We start from the raw sequence: 14,124 nt of genomic DNA on the forward strand, positions 1-14,124 counted from the left end.
CCACCCGAGCGAGGAGGCCATGGACACCCCCCGACGCATACCCGAACCGACCGCAGGCACAACGTCTGCGCCCGCGGAGCCCGCCACCCGCGGGCGGCGCGCCCACGCGGGCCCACCGGCCGAGGAAAGCCCCGCCGGGGAAGGCGCGTTCGCCGAGGCCACGACGTCCAGGGCAGCACCACGCGCGGGATGGTGGCGCCTGCGGCCACGCACCGTGCGCGCCAAGATCGTGTGCCTGCTGATGGTGCCGGTCATCTCGCTGCTCGCCCTGTGGGGATACGCGACCGTCACCACCGCACAGGACGTGGCACGCCTGCGGCAGGTCCAAAGGGTCGACACCGCGGTGCGCACGCCGGTCGAAGAGGCCATCACCGCACTCCAGGCCGAACGCGTCGCCGCCGTGCGCTACGCCGCCGAGCCCGACGCCGACCGCGGTGGAGCACTGCAGAGCCAGGCGACGCGCACCGACCGCGCCGTGGCCGAACTGCGCCTCGGCAAGAACCGGACCGTCGCGGACGGGGCGGGGCTCCCCGGGCACGTCACGGATCGGCTCACCTCATTCGTCACAGGGGCCGCGGACCTACGCGCCCTGCGGGCCGACGTGCTGGACCGGCGCACCGGCTGGGACGCGGCCTACGGGCAGTACACCAAGACGCTCACGCAGGCTTTCGCGGTGGGCGGCGCGCTCGCCGGGATGCAGGACACCACCCAGGGCGCGCACGCACGCGTGCTGCTCGAATTCTCCCGAGCCGGCGAAATACTGGCCCGGGAGGACGCCGTGCTGGCCGCGGCCCGACCAGGCAAGGCCTTGGACGGAGAGCGGCTGCGTCTGTTCACCGGCGCCGTCGACACCCGTCGCACCCTGACCGAGACGGCGGTCGCCGACCTGCGCGGCCCCGAACGAAGCGCCTGGCAGACGCTGCAGGCAGGAAGGGCGTACGAGAGCGTCCGCACCGCCGAGGACAAGGTGCTCGTGGCCGAACCCGGCCGCAAGGCCCTCGCGGCCGTCCCGCCAGGCGCCTGGGACACCGCCTACACGACGGTCAGGGAAGAGCTCCGTGCGATCGAGGAAGGGGCGGACCGCAGAGCCGCCGACAGCGCCGACCCGATCAGCCACGGGGTGTTCACCCCCGCGGGAGCGGCCGTGCTGCTCGGACTGCTGGCCGTCGTCGCCTCCCTGGTCATCTCCGTACGCATCGGTCGGCACCTCGTCGTCGAACTCGTCAGTCTGCGCAATGGAGCCCTGGAGATCGCCCGCCGCAAGCTCCCCAACGCCATGCTGCGGCTGCGTGCGGGACAAGAGATCGACATTCGCGCCGAGGCACCTCCCGGGCCACCCGCGGAGGACGAGACCGGGCAGGTCGCCGAAGCACTCACCACCGTCCACCGGGCGGCTCTGCACGCGGCCGTCGAGCGCGCGGAACTCGCCAGCGGCATCTCCGGAGTCTTCGTCAACCTGGCCCGCAGGACACAGGTCCTCGTGCACCGCCAGCTCAACCTCCTCGACAGCATGGAGCGCAGGGCCGACGACCCCGACGAACTCAGTGACCTGTTCCGGCTCGACCATCTGACCACCAGGATGCGGCGGCACGCCGAAAGCCTGATCATCCTCTCCGGAGCGGCACCGGGGCGGGCCTGGCGCATGCCCGTATCCCTGACGAACGTCGTGCGCGCCGCGGTCTCCGAAGTCGAGGACTACGCGCGCGTGGAGGTACGACAACTGCCCGCCACCTCGGTGCTCGGGACGGCGGTCGCCGACCTCACCCACCTCCTCGCCGAACTCCTGGAGAACGCCGCCCAGTTCTCCCCGCCGCACACGAAGGTGCGCGTCAGCGGAGAGCCCGTGGGCAACGGATACGCCCTGGAGGTCGAGGACCGCGGGCTGGGCATGGGCAAGGAGACGCTTGCCGAGGCCAACCGCCGCATCGAGCAGTCCGAGGCACTCGAGGTGTTCGACAGCGATCAACTCGGTCTCTTCGTGGTCAGCAGGCTCGCGGCCCACCACAACGTCAAAGTGCATCTGCGCACCTCCCCCTACGGCGGCACCACGGCAGTCGTGCTGCTTCCCACCGCACTCCTGCACAGCGGCACCACGGACAGCACCGTGGAGCCCCGCGCGGCGGAGGAGCGCAGGGTGGCGCGCGGCGCCGTCCCGAACAAGGAGCACGCGCGCGTGCACGACACACCCCACCCCAACGTGAACAGCACCTCCGTCCCGGCCTCCGCGACACGTCCGGCCCTGGCCGCGGCTGCCGAGCCGCCGCCCGGCGTGACCAGGCTGAGGCCGCACCAAGACCGTGAGGCACGAGACATCCCTCGCACGTCGGGTATCCCTTCCCAAGCCGCCGCACCGCTCGACATCGCGGGAGCCGACGAGCAGGACACGGCGGGCCGGCTACCGCGCCGGGTACGCCAGGCAAGCCTCGCCCCGCAACTGCGTGAACGCCCCGCGGACGACGGTGCCGGCTCGGCGACGGTCACCGGGGGAGGGGAGGAGCGCGACGAGCGCAGCCCCGAGCTGGTGCGCGAGCGCATGACCGCGTACCGCGACGGCTGGGCGCGCGGTGGCGGACCGCTCCCGGGAGCCGGTGGAACAGCCCCCGCGAGCCGGGTCGCCGCACCGGGCAGTGACAGCAGCGAAGGAGATTCCGCATGATCCAGGACCAGAGCACCCCCACCGGGCGGAGCGGCGAACTCGACTGGCTCCTGGACGATTTGGTGCTGCGCGTCGGTGAGGTACGCCACGCGGTGGTGCTGTCCACGGACGGACTGCCCGTCGGCGCGTCGACGGCCCTGACCCGTGAGGACGCCGAACACCTCGCCGCCGTGGCCTCGGGTTTCCACAGCCTCGCCAAGGGAGCGGGCCGGCACTTCGGGGCCGGTGGAGTCCGCCAGACCATGGTCGAAATGGACGACGCCTTCTTGTTCGTGGCGGCCGCGGGTGACGGTTCGTGCCTCGCCGTCCTCACCTCTGTGACGGCCGACATCGGCCTCGTCGCGTACGAGATGGCACGCATGGTCAAGCGGGTGGGCGAGCACCTCTACACCCCGGCACGCTCCGCCACGCATCCACCGACCGCAGGATGACCGAGGACGGTGCGGACACATGACCGAGGACATGAGCGGGCTCCCGGATCAGCCGGGCAGCCAGTGGTACGACAACGAGGCCGGCCCGCTGGTCCGGCCCTATGCGATGACCGGCGGCCGGACCGAGCCGGGCCCCCGCGGCGTCCGCTTCGACCTGATCGCGCTCGTGACGCTCGAGGACAGCGCGCCCGGGCCCGGCGACGACACCGCGCTCGGGCCCGAACACCGGGCACTCATCGAACTCTGCCGCGTCGAGACACAGTCGGTGGCCGAGCTCGCGGCCGGCGCCGACCTGCCCGTGGGCGTGGTCAGAGTGCTCCTCGGCGATCTGCTGGAAATGGGCTGCGTCAAGGTCAGCCGGCCGGTTCCGCCCGCACAGCTTCCCGACGAAAAGATCCTCCGAGAGGTGATCGATGGGCTCCGAGCACTCTGACGCCGTGGACGCCGAAACGGCGGCCATGGCGCTGAAGATCCTGGTCGCGGGCGGCTTCGGGGTGGGCAAGACCACCCTGGTGGGAGCGGTCAGCGAAATCCGTCCGCTGCGCACCGAAGAACTGCTCAGCGAGGTGGGCCAGGCGGTGGACGACACCGAAGGGGTCGACCGGAAGACCACGACGACCGTGGCCATGGACTTCGGTCGCATCACCATCAGGTCGGGCCTCTCCCTGTACCTGTTCGGCACCCCGGGCCAAGACCGCTTCTGGTTCCTGTGGGACGAGTTGTCACAGGGCGCCCTCGGCGCCGTGGTCCTCGCGGACACACGGCGGCTCGAGGACTGCTTCCCCGCCGTGGACTACTTCGAGCACCGACGCATCCCGTTCGTCGTGGCGGTCAACTGCTTCGCGAACGCGCGTACGTACGGTGCGCACGAAGTGTCCCGAGCCCTGGACCTCGACCGAGGGACGCCGGTGGTGCTGTGCGACGCCCGTGACCGCGACTCCGGGAAGGAGGTGCTGATCCGGCTGGTCGAGTACGCCGGGCGGGTCCACACCGCCCGGCTGCTCGACTCCGTGGGATGAGACCGACGGCGTGATTGCGTCGATCCGGCGTACGCCGGTCGGTCCGCGCCCGTCAGTCGGAGACTGCGGCGTACGCGAGGACCTTGTCGATCCGGACGCGGACCAGCAGTTCTCCCGGAACGCCGTTGCGGTCGCCGAACTCCTCGGCGCGGTCCTCGCCCATGTAGCGCGCGCCGAGCCGCGCCGCCCAATGCCGGACCTGGTCGATGTCCTCGCTCAGTTCCGCACGGCCCTGCAGCACGACGAACGCGAACGGCGGCCGGTCGTCGTCCACGCACAGCGCCACGCGCCCGTCGCGTGCCAGGTTCCGGCCCTTCACGGTTTCCTTGCCGGTGTTGAACACCAGGTCATCGCCGTCGAGCAAGAACCAGATCGGCGCGATGTGCGGGCTGCCGTCCGCTCTGACGGTCGAGAGTTTGCCGGTTCGGGTGCCCTGCGAGACGAAGGCCCGCCACTGGTCATCGGTCATCTTCTGTGCCATGTCCCCATCATGCTTGCCGGGGCGCCTGTCGTGGTGAAGGCTGGCAGGTCAGATCCCCCAGGCGGGGGGAGCGGACACGGGGAGACGGGAACATGGCGCAGAGCATGGGACTCGGGTGGCTGCTGGACGACCTGACCCAGCGGATGGAGCACGTTCGGCACGCGCTGGTGCTGTCCAACGACGGGCTGGTGACCGCAGCGAGCTCGGATCTCAAGCGGGAGGACGCGGAACACCTGGCCGCGGTCTCCTCCGGGCTGCACAGCCTCGCCAAGGGGTCCGGACGCCACTTCCACGCCGGCAAAGTCCGTCAGACAATGATCGAGTTCGACGACGCGGTCCTGTTCGTCACGGCGGCGGGGGACGGCAGTTGCCTGTGCGTCCTCAGCTCGGCCGAGGCCGACATGGGACAGGTCGCCTACGAGATGACGCTGCTCGTGAACCGCGTCGGAGAGCACCTCGGCGTGGACGCCCGCCAGCCGGAGCGCACCCCTGTCGTGGACCTCTGAGACCTCTGAGAACTCTGAGGCCCCTGACCTGCACTGACGCTGTCACGCCAAGAGTTATCCACAGGCTCAGCGAGGATCGCGGTGTCCGGGCTACGGTTTTTCCCGAGAGCAATCACATCTCACGGGGGAGATCACCATGACCGGTGACATCATGACGCAATCCGCCAGCGCGCAAGCGGTACGGCCGACACTCGCGCCGAGCCGGGCGGCCAGAGAACTGGGGCTGAAACGCGGGGAGTTCGAACTCGCGGTGATGCTGGGAAGGGTCCGCACGGTCGGAGAGGTGGCGGGCGGACGGCGTCGCGTCACCCACGAGGAGATGGATCGCGTACGCGGACGCGCAGGGTTCCCCGCGACGCTGCGCGAGAGCGTCAGAGCCGTGGGCACCACGGAGGGCGCGGAGCTCATGGGCATCAGCACGGCCCGCTTCACCCGCCTGGCGCGCGCCGGATTCCTGACGCCCGTCAAGTTCTACCTGAACAGGTACCGAGCCACCGTCTGGCTCTATCTCGCCGAAGAGCTCCGGCATTTCGCCGAGTCCGAGATCAATGCGACCCTGCTCACCGGGCGCATGCCGGAAGCGATGCGCCGTCGGCTCGAGGAGGGCCAGGACGTGCGGGCCCGCAATTGGCGGGGACGGTACGCGGGAGCGCTGCTCCGGCAGTCCGACGACCCGTGGGAGCGCGCCGCGGCCGTGGCGTCGCTGCTCGACTCCGTACAGCTCGCGGACATCGTCCGGGATCCCTACGAACGCGCGTATCTCAACCGCTTGGGGCCCGCGCCCCGCACCCACGGCGCACCGGACTCGCCGGGGACGCAGATCCTGGAGAAGATCACGACCGCGGACGACCCCGACGAGATCCGGTGGCTGCGCTCCAGCCTGCTGATCGGCCTCGTCCAGGCACGAGTCCAACGCCCGGCGCCCCGCCCCGCTCCCCGACCGGCGCCACGGAGCGTGCAGGAATCCGGCCGCCCGGGCTTGGAATGGCAGGAACCCGGTGAGGTCGCGGCCGAGGCCTGCGTGCGCGAAGCCCGAGGCCTGATGAAGTGGCTGCGCCGAAGGAGGGCGTAGGCAGCAGCCGAGCCGGCGCGGGACAGGTGGCTCTGGCGTGGTCAGGCCTGGGGAGTCGGACTGTCCATGTGGCGCTCCCCGTAAGGACGGAACAGCCCTTCCTGGACCACGGACACCAGCAGGTGGCCCTCGGCGTCGTAGATGCGGCCGCGGGCGAGGCCGCGACCGCCCGTGGCGATGGGGGACTCCTGGTCGTAGAGGAACCACTCGTCGGCGCGGAAGGGGCGGTGGAACCACATGGCGTGGTCCAGGGACGCCATGTCGAAGCCGCGGGGGCCCCAGAGCGGCTCCACCGGGATGCGCACGGCGTCGAGCAGCGTCATGTCGCCCGCGTAGGTGAGGGCACAGGTGTGCACGAGCGGGTCGTCGCCCAGCGGGCCGACGGCACGCATCCAGACCGCACTGCGGGGCTCCGCGTCCTTGATCTCCTCGGCGGTCCAGCGCAGCCGGTCGACGTACCGGATGTCGAAGGGCTGGCGCCGGGCCATGCGCTCCAGCTGCTCGGGGAGCGCACCGAGGTGCTCCTTGATCTCCTCGGCGACCGTCGGCAGCGACTCCGGGTCGGGAGCCGCGAGGCGCGGCGGCAGCTGGTGTTCGAAGGCGCCCTGTTCGGGCTGATGGAAGGAGGCGGTGAGGTTGAAGATGGTGCGTCCCTGCTGGACGGCGGTGACGCGGCGCGTCGTGAAGGAGCGCCCGTCCCTGACCCGTTCGACCTGGTACACGATCGGCACGCCCGGGCGCCCGGGCCGCAGGAAGTACGCGTGCAGCGAGTGCACCGGGCGGTCGCCTTCGGTGGTGCGCCCGGCCGCCACCAGGGCTTGCCCCGCGACCTGCCCGCCGAACACCCGCTGGAGGGACTCGTTCGGGCTGCGGCCCCGGAAGATGTTGACCTCGATCTGCTCCAGGTCCAGCAGATCGACCAGCCGGTCGGCGGGATTGCTCATGACAGTTCCTCGACTCCTGTCCGGGGCACGCGGATCCTCGGGGCGTTCAGAGCTGGCCGACGTCCGTGACCCGGATGACGGCACGGCCCTCCTCGTCGGAAGCTGCGAGATCGACCTCCGCGCTGATGCCCCAGTCATGGTCGCCGTTCGGGTCGGCGAACGTCTGGCGGACGCGCCACAGACCGTGCTCGGGATCCTCCTCGATGAGCAACAGCTTGGGGCCACGGGCATCGGGGCCGGTGCCGAGATCTTCGTACTCGTCCCAGTACTTGTCCATGGCCTCGCCCCAGGCGTCGGCATCCCAGCCGGACTCGGCGTCCAGCTCGCCCAGCTCCTCGACGTGGTCGAGGGCGGCCAGCTCGACCCGGCGGAACAGCGCGTTGCGCACCAGGACACGGAAGGCGCGGGCGTTGGCGGTGACGGGCTTGACCTGGTCGGCCCGCTCCTGGGCCTCCTCCGCCGTCATCACCTCGGGGTTGGCCAGCTGCTCCCACTCGTCGAGGAGGCTGGAGTCGACCTGACGCACCATCTCGCCGAGCCAGGCGATCAGGTCCTCCAGGTCCTCGGACTTCAGGTCGTCCGGGATGGTGTGCTCCAAGGCCTTGTACGCGCTCGCGAGGTAGCGCAGCACGATGCCTTCGGTGCGGGCGAGCTCGTAGAAGGACGTGAATTCCGTGAAGGAGAGCGCCCGCTCGTACATGTCCCGGATGACGGACTTCGGGGACAGGGGGTGGTCGCCGACCCACGGGTGGCTGGTGCGGTACGTGTTGTAGGCGTGGAAGAGGAGCTCCTCCAGCGGCTTGGAGTACGTGATGTCCTGGAGCCGCTCCATGCGGTCCTCGTACTCGACCCCGTCCGCCTTCATCAGCGCCACGGCCTCGCCGCGCGCCTTGTTCTGCTGGGCCGCGAGGATCTGCCGCGGGTCGTCGAGGGTGGACTCGACGACGGACACCATGTCGAGGGCGTACGAGGGGGACTCGGGGTCGAGCACCTCGAAGGCGGCGAGGGCGAAGGTCGACAGGGGCTGGTTGAGCGCGAAGTCCTGCTGCAGGTCGACCGTCAGGCGCACGATGCGGCCCGAGGAGTCCGGCTCGTCGAGCTTCTCGACGATGCCGCCGTCGAGCAGGGAGCGGTAGATCGCGATGGCACGGCGGATGTGCCGCAGCTGCTGCTTGCGCGGCTCGTGGTTGTCCTCGAGGAGGTGCCGCATCGCCTCGAAGGCGTTGCCCGGCCGGGCGATCACGGACAGCAGCATGGTGTGCGTGACCCGGAAGCGCGACGTCAGCGGCTCCGGGTCGGAGGCGATGAGCTTCTCGAAGGTGCTCTCCGACCAGGCGACGAAGCCGTCGGGCGCCTTCTTGCGGACCACCTTGCGGCGCTTCTTCGCGTCGTCGCCGGCTTTGGCGAGCGCCTTCTCGTTCTCGATGACGTGTTCGGGTGCCTGGGCGACCACGAAGCCCGCCGTGTCGAAGCCCGCCCGCCCGGCGCGTCCGGCGATCTGGTGGAACTCACGCGCCCGCAGCGTGCGGACACGGTTGCCGTCGTACTTGGTGAGGGCGGTGAACAGCACGGTGCGGATCGGGACATTGACGCCGACGCCGAGGGTGTCCGTGCCGCAGATGACCTTGAGGAGGCCTGCCTGCGCGAGCTTCTCGACCAGGCGGCGGTACTTGGGCAGCATGCCCGCGTGGTGCACGCCGATGCCGTGGCGCACGTACCGCGAGAGGTTCCGGCCGAACTTGGTGGTGAACCGGAAGTTGCCGATCAGCTCGGCGATCTTGTCCTTCTCCTCGCGCGTGCACATGTTGATGCTCATCAGCGACTGTGCGCGCTCGACGGCCTGCGCCTGGGTGAAGTGGACGATGTAGACCGGCGCCTGCTTGGTCTCCAGGAGCTCGGTGATCGTCTCGGTGATCGGCGTCAGCCGGTACTCGTAGGAGAGCGGGACCGGGCGGGTCGCGGAGCGCACCACCGAGGTGGGGCGCCCGGTGCGGCGCGTCAGGTCCTTCTCGAACATGCTGACGTCGCCGAGCGTCGCCGACATGAGGATGAACTGGGCCTGCGGAAGTTCGAGCAGGGGGATCTGCCAGGCCCAGCCGCGGTCGGGCTCCGCATAGAAGTGGAACTCGTCCATGACGACCTGGCCGATGTCGGCGTGCTTGCCGTCCCGCAGCGCGATCGAGGCGAGCACCTCGGCGGTGCAGCAGATGACGGGGGCGTCGGCGTTGACCGACGCGTCGCCGGTGAGCATGCCGACGTTCTCGGTGCCGAAGAGTTTGCACAGGTCGAAGAACTTCTCCGACACCAGGGCCTTGATGGGTGCCGTGTAGAAGGTCACCTTGTCCTGGGCGAGCGCCGTGAAGTGCGCGCCCGCCGCGACGAGGCTCTTGCCGGAGCCGGTCGGCGTGGACAAGATCACGTTCGCCCCGGAGACCACCTCGATCAGCGCCTCCTCCTGGGCCGGGTAGAGAGTGATGCCCTGGTCCTCGGCCCACGACGAGAAGGCTTCGAAGAGGGCATCGGGGTCGGCATCCGGCGGCAGCTGATCGATAAGGGTCACACCCCCATCTTGCCTTCCTTCCCACCCGATCAGGGAACCGGACGCGTCCACGAAGATCACGAACGCTACGCTGTGTCGCCAACGGGGCGTCAGAACAACGGGAATGGGGCGGGCAACACCAATGATGGGACCGGCACACTCACTGTCGGGGGCGGCGGCCTGGCTAGGGGTCGGTGCCGCCGCGGCGGCCATGGGGCACACGATGCCCTGGCCGGTCCTCCTCACCGGGGCGCTGATCTGTGCCGGTGCGGCGCTCGCTCCCGACCTCGATCACAAGGCCGCGACCATCTCGCGCGCCTTCGGGCCGATCTCACGGGGCCTGTGCGAGATCGTCGACAAACTCTCGTACGCCGTCTACAAGGCGACCCGCATGCAGGGGGACCCGCGGCGCTCCGGTGGACACCGCACGCTGACGCACACCTGGCTGTGGGCGGTCCTGATCGGCGTCGGCGCGTCGGCGCTGGCCGTCTTCGGCGGGCGCTGGGCGGTGCTCGGGATCCTCTTCGCCCACCTGGTGCTCGCCATCGAGGGGCTGCTGTGGCGGGCCGCCCGCGGCACGAGCAGCGATGTCCTGGTGTGGCTGCTCGCCGCGACGAGCGCCTGGATCCTCGCCGGTGTCCTCGACAAGCCCGGCAACGGCGCGGGCTGGCTCTTCACCGATCCGGGCCAGGAGTACGTGTGGCTGGGGCTGCCGATCGTGCTCGGCGCGCTGGTGCACGACATCGGGGACGCACTGACCGTGTCCGGGTGCCCGATCCTGTGGCCCATCCCCATCGGCCGCAAGCGCTGGTACCCGATCGGGCCGCCGAAGATCATGCGGTTCCGGGCCGGCAGCTGGATCGAGCTCAAGGTGCTGATGCCGGTGTTCATGCTGCTCGGGGGAGTGGGCGGCGCGGCCGCGCTCAACTTCATCTGATCCATCCGTGGCACCGTCGGCGCCCGAGCCGGACGGCACCACGCGGGGCGGTCTGCGGGGAACCACGACGGATTCCCCGCAGCCGTGCCTCCGGTTTCCTATCCGTGCCAGGACCGCCACAGCGCCGCGTACGCGCCGTCGGCCGCCACCAGCTGGTCGTGGCTGCCCAGCTCGCTGATCCGGCCGCTCTCGACCACCGCGATGACGTCCGCGTCGTGCGCGGTGTGCAGCCGGTGGGCGATCGCCACGACCGTGCGGCCGTCGAGGACGCGGGCGAGGGAGCGTTCCAGGTGGCGGGCCGCGCGAGGGTCGAGCAGCGAGGTGGCCTCGTCCAGGACGAGGGTGTGCGGGTCGGCGAGGACCAGCCGGGCCAGGGCGATCTGCTGGGCCTGCGCGGGCGTCAGCGTGAATCCGCCGGATCCCACCTCCGTGTCCAGGCCCTCGTCCAGGCCCCGTGCCCAGTCGGCGGCGTCGACCGCCCCGAGGGCCGCCCACAGCTCGGCGTCCCGTGCACCGGTGCGGGCGAGGAGCAGGTTGTCGCGCAGGGAGCCGACGAAGACGTGGTGCTCCTGATTGACCAGTGCCACGTGGGTGCGGACCTCCTCCGCGGGCATCGCCGACAGGGCGGCGCCGCCGAGGGTGACCTGGCCGGTGCGTGGTCCGTAGATGCCGGCCAGCAGCCTGCCGAGGGTCGACTTTCCGGCACCCGAGGGGCCGACCAGCGCGACGCGCGAGCCGGGTTCGACGGCGAGGGAGACCTCGCGGAGCACGTCGACGCCCGGACGGTAGCCGAAGTGCACGTCGTCGGCATGGACGCGGCGCCCCTGCGGGACCACGGTCGGGTCGCCGGCGTCCGGCTCGATGTCGCGCACGCCGACCAGCCGGGCCAGCGACACCTGGGCGACCTGCAGCTCGTCGTACCAGCGCAGAATGATCCCCAGCGGGTCGACGAGCATCTGGGAGATGAGGACGCCCGTGGTCAGCTGGCCCACGCCGATCCAGCCCTGGAGTACGAAGACGCCGCCGATCATCAGCGTCGAGCACAGCACGGTGGTGTGGGTGAGGTTGACGATCGGGAAGAGGACCGAGCGCAGGTACAGGGTGTAGCGCTCCCAGGCGGTCCACTCCTTGATGCGACGTTCCGACATGGCGATGCGGCGGTGGCCGAGGCGGTGGGCCTCGACCGTGCGTCCCGCGTCTACGGTCTCGGTGAGGGCGGCGGCCACGGCGGCGTATCCGGCGGCCTCCGAGCGGTAGGCGCCGGGTGCCCGCTTGAAGTACCAGCGGCAGCCCACGACGAGCAGCGGCACCGCGACGAGCACGGCGGGGGCCAGCGGCGGCGCGGTCACGACGAGCCCGCCGAGCAGCAGCACCACCCACACCACGCCGATGGCCAGCTGCGGCACGGCCTCGCGCATGGCGTTCGCCAGGCGGTCGATGTCCGTGGTGATCCGCGAGAGCAGATCGCCGGTGCCGGCCCGTTCCAGGACACCCGGCGGCAGGCCGACGGACCGTACGAGGAAGTCCTCCCGCAGGTCCGCCAGCATGCGCTCGCCGAGCATGGCCCCGCGCAGCCGCACCTCGCGCACGAAGAAGGCCTGCACGAGGAGGGCGGCCGCGAAGAGCCCGATGGTCAGTTCGAGGTGGAGGTCACGGGCGTCGTCCGCGACGTTCTCGACCAGGTCGCCGAGCAGATAGGGGCCGACCATCGAGGCGACGACGGCGAGCGTATTCACCAGGATGAGCAGCAGGAAGGACCGTCGGTGACGTTGGAACAGTTCGCGGACGTAGGTCCGCACGGTCGACGCCGCGCCGACGGGCAGGGTCTCCGCCGTCGTGGGGGCCGCCGGATCGTAGGCCGGGGGCGCGAGGCCGATCATGCCGTCTCCTCGATGTCGAAATCTGTCGGGGCACCCGCGGCGACGCGTTCGGCGTCGGTCTCGCGGGTCACGATCGCGCGGTATCTCGGGTCGCTGTGCACCAGATCGCGGTGCTCGCCCACCGCCGCGACCCCGCCGTCGGCGAGGAAGACGACCCGCTCGGCGCGGTCCAGGAGCAGCGGCGACGAGGTGAGCACCACCGTGGTCCGGCCCCTGCGCAGTCGGCGGATCCCGTCGGCGATGCGGGCCTCGGTGTGCGAGTCGACGGCGGACGTCGGCTCGTCGAGGACCAGGACCTCGGGGTCGGTGACCAGCGAGCGGGCCAGGGCGAGGCGCTGGCGCTGGCCGCCGGAGAGGGAGCGCCCGCGTTCGGTGAGGTGGGCGGCCATGGGGTCGTCGCCCACGGACGACTGCGCCAGCGCGTCCAGGACGTCGGAGCACTGCGCGGCGCTCAGCGCGTCCTCGAAGCCGACGGCCCCGGACGCGGGGACGTCCAGCAGTGCGTGGAGCGTTCCGGAGAGAAGGACCGGGTCCTTGTCCTGGACCAGGACCGTGGCGCGCGCGGTGTCCAGCGGGAGACCGTCGAGGGGGACGTCCCCGACGCGTACGGAGGGCAGGCCGGCGGCCCCGTCGAAGGCGGGGTGTCCGCCGAGACGCTCGGCGAGCCGACCTGCTTCGTCGGGGTCGCCGCAGACCACGGCGGTGAGCCGCCCGGCCGGGGCGAGGAGGCCCGTCGCCGGATCGCTCACGTCACCGGCAGGCTCGGCGGAGCGGAGCGTCGTGCGCGCGGCGGGCGGAATGCCGGTGCCGCCCGCAGAAGCCGTTTCGGCCTCCGCAGCCGTCGCCGCTTGCGTGCGCCGGGCCGCCATACCCGTAGCCGCTTCCACGGTCCCGGCCTCCGCACCCGAAGCCTCGGCCTCCGCACCCGTAGCCCCGGCCTCCGCACCCGAAGCCCCGGCCTCCGCACCCGAAGCCGTTGCCGAAGTCCCGGCCTCCGCACTCGTAGTCGTGCCCTGAGAGGTACCCGCAGAGGTCCCCTCAGAGTTCTCTGCCGTCCGCTTCAGGCCGAGGACCCGGGCCGCGCGCTTGGCGGAGGGCCGGGAGAAGGAGTACGCCATGGCGATCTCCTCGAAGTGCCGCAGCGGATAGTTGAGCATCATGATCGCGCTGTAGACGGTGACGAGTTCGCCGACCGTGATCCGGCCTTCGCGGGCGAGGTGTACCCCGTGCCAGAGGACCGCGATCAGCAGCAGGCCCGGCATCAGGACCTGGATCGCCGAGATGACCGCCCACATGCGGGCGCTGCGCACCGCGGCGGTGCGGACCTCCTGCGACGCACGGCGGTAGCGGTCGAGGAAGAGCTCCTCGCCGCCGATGCCACGCAGTACCCGCAGGCCCGCGACGGTGTCCGACGCCAGTTCGGTGGCCCGGCCCGCCTTCTCGCGCTGGTGGTCCGCACGCCGGGTGGCACGGGGCAGCAGCGGCAGGACGGCGAGTGCGAGCACCGGGATGCCGACCGCGACGACGACGCCGAGGGCGGGCTGGTAGACGAGGAGGCCCACACAGACCAGGACGACCGTGAGCGCGGCCGCCGCGAAGCGCGACAGCGCCTCCACGAACCACCCGATCTTCTCGACGTCGCCGGTGGACACCATTACG

At 71.0% G+C, this 14,124-nt stretch carries 12 protein-coding genes; 7 read left to right on the forward strand and 5 right to left on the reverse strand.

All coding sequences use genetic code 11. The features are described 5' to 3' along the window. Positions 1-19: 19 nt before the first annotated feature. The 4 genes from ACFYXE_RS28340 to ACFYXE_RS28355 are packed head-to-tail and all read left to right on the forward strand — an operon-like array spanning position 20 to position 4,106. Positions 20-2,656: a nitrate- and nitrite sensing domain-containing protein gene (locus ACFYXE_RS28340; protein ID WP_389316978.1), complete on the forward strand. Its 2,637-nt coding sequence runs from the start codon at positions 20-22 to the stop codon at positions 2,654-2,656. Then, complete coding sequence (locus tag ACFYXE_RS28345; protein ID WP_389316982.1) at positions 2,653-3,087, forward strand: roadblock/LC7 domain-containing protein; 435 nt, start codon at positions 2,653-2,655, stop codon at positions 3,085-3,087. The genes ACFYXE_RS28340 and ACFYXE_RS28345 overlap by 4 nt, the downstream gene beginning before the upstream one ends. Positions 3,088-3,106: 19 nt before the next feature. Next, positions 3,107-3,520: a DUF742 domain-containing protein gene (locus ACFYXE_RS28350; protein ID WP_361168678.1), complete on the forward strand. Its 414-nt coding sequence runs from the start codon at positions 3,107-3,109 to the stop codon at positions 3,518-3,520. Further along, entirely contained in the window at positions 3,501-4,106 is a 606-nt protein-coding gene (locus tag ACFYXE_RS28355; protein ID WP_389316986.1) for an ATP/GTP-binding protein, read from the forward strand. The genes ACFYXE_RS28350 and ACFYXE_RS28355 overlap by 20 nt, the downstream gene beginning before the upstream one ends. A gap of 52 nt (positions 4,107-4,158) precedes the next feature. Here ACFYXE_RS28355 and ACFYXE_RS28360 read toward each other — a convergent pair whose 3' ends face one another. Next, the gene (locus ACFYXE_RS28360) at positions 4,159-4,587 is read right to left on the reverse strand and encodes a PPOX class F420-dependent oxidoreductase (RefSeq protein ID WP_361168672.1); all 429 of its coding nucleotides are present in this window, start codon (positions 4,585-4,587) and stop codon (positions 4,159-4,161) included. Between the two features lie 92 nt (positions 4,588-4,679). Between ACFYXE_RS28360 and ACFYXE_RS28365 the strand changes: the two genes are divergently transcribed. Continuing rightward, a complete protein-coding gene (locus ACFYXE_RS28365; RefSeq protein WP_389316990.1) occupies positions 4,680-5,093 on the forward strand; it encodes a roadblock/LC7 domain-containing protein in 414 nt (137 codons plus the stop codon). A gap of 136 nt (positions 5,094-5,229) precedes the next feature. After that, complete coding sequence (locus ACFYXE_RS28370) at positions 5,230-6,165, forward strand: DUF6397 family protein (protein WP_389316993.1); 936 nt, start codon at positions 5,230-5,232, stop codon at positions 6,163-6,165. A gap of 41 nt (positions 6,166-6,206) precedes the next feature. Here the strand turns inward: ACFYXE_RS28370 and ACFYXE_RS28375 are convergent, their stop codons facing one another. Continuing rightward, positions 6,207-7,109: an acyl-CoA thioesterase gene (locus ACFYXE_RS28375; RefSeq protein ID WP_389316996.1), complete on the reverse strand. Its 903-nt coding sequence runs from the start codon at positions 7,107-7,109 to the stop codon at positions 6,207-6,209. A 46-nt stretch (positions 7,110-7,155) separates the two neighbouring features. After that, positions 7,156-9,729, reverse strand: coding sequence for a DEAD/DEAH box helicase (locus ACFYXE_RS28380; protein WP_389316999.1), 2,574 nt, complete (start codon positions 9,727-9,729; stop codon positions 7,156-7,158). Between the two features lie 61 nt (positions 9,730-9,790). Between ACFYXE_RS28380 and ACFYXE_RS28385 the strand changes: the two genes are divergently transcribed. Continuing rightward, positions 9,791-10,585, forward strand: a complete 795-nt coding sequence (locus ACFYXE_RS28385; RefSeq protein ID WP_361168660.1) for a metal-dependent hydrolase — start codon at positions 9,791-9,793, stop codon at positions 10,583-10,585. 98 nt (positions 10,586-10,683) lie between these two features. Here ACFYXE_RS28385 and ACFYXE_RS28390 read toward each other — a convergent pair whose 3' ends face one another. Further along, positions 10,684-12,465 (reverse strand): ABC transporter ATP-binding protein, encoded by a 1,782-nt coding sequence (locus ACFYXE_RS28390; RefSeq protein ID WP_361168657.1) that lies wholly within the window; start codon positions 12,463-12,465, stop codon positions 10,684-10,686. Beyond that, the coding region (locus ACFYXE_RS28395) for an ABC transporter transmembrane domain-containing protein (RefSeq protein WP_389317004.1) at positions 12,462-14,124 on the reverse strand (1,663 nt) is incomplete at its 5' end. The genes ACFYXE_RS28395 and ACFYXE_RS28390, both read right to left, overlap by 4 nt.

It is taken from the genome of Streptomyces sp. NPDC002564, from assembly GCF_042889645.1.
Classification (GTDB): domain Bacteria; phylum Actinomycetota; class Actinomycetes; order Streptomycetales; family Streptomycetaceae; genus Streptomyces.

What these genes read in the sequence shown, in the direction of transcription:
- ACFYXE_RS28345 (WP_389316982.1), top strand. Translation starts at nt 2,653, where the DNA reads ATGATCCAGGACCAGAGCACCCCCACCGGGCGGAGCGGCGAACTCGAC.
- ACFYXE_RS28360 (WP_361168672.1), bottom strand. Translation starts at nt 4,587, where the DNA reads ATGGCACAGAAGATGACCGATGACCAGTGGCGGGCCTTCGTCTCGCAG.
- ACFYXE_RS28385 (WP_361168660.1), top strand. Translation starts at nt 9,791, where the DNA reads ATGATGGGACCGGCACACTCACTGTCGGGGGCGGCGGCCTGGCTAGGG.
- ACFYXE_RS28365 (WP_389316990.1), top strand. Translation starts at nt 4,680, where the DNA reads ATGGCGCAGAGCATGGGACTCGGGTGGCTGCTGGACGACCTGACCCAG.
- ACFYXE_RS28390 (WP_361168657.1), bottom strand. Translation starts at nt 12,465, where the DNA reads ATGATCGGCCTCGCGCCCCCGGCCTACGATCCGGCGGCCCCCACGACG.
- ACFYXE_RS28375 (WP_389316996.1), bottom strand. Translation starts at nt 7,109, where the DNA reads ATGAGCAATCCCGCCGACCGGCTGGTCGATCTGCTGGACCTGGAGCAG.
- ACFYXE_RS28340 (WP_389316978.1), top strand. Translation starts at nt 20, where the DNA reads ATGGACACCCCCCGACGCATACCCGAACCGACCGCAGGCACAACGTCT.
- ACFYXE_RS28370 (WP_389316993.1), top strand. Translation starts at nt 5,230, where the DNA reads ATGACCGGTGACATCATGACGCAATCCGCCAGCGCGCAAGCGGTACGG.
- ACFYXE_RS28350 (WP_361168678.1), top strand. Translation starts at nt 3,107, where the DNA reads ATGACCGAGGACATGAGCGGGCTCCCGGATCAGCCGGGCAGCCAGTGG.
- ACFYXE_RS28355 (WP_389316986.1), top strand. Translation starts at nt 3,501, where the DNA reads ATGGGCTCCGAGCACTCTGACGCCGTGGACGCCGAAACGGCGGCCATG.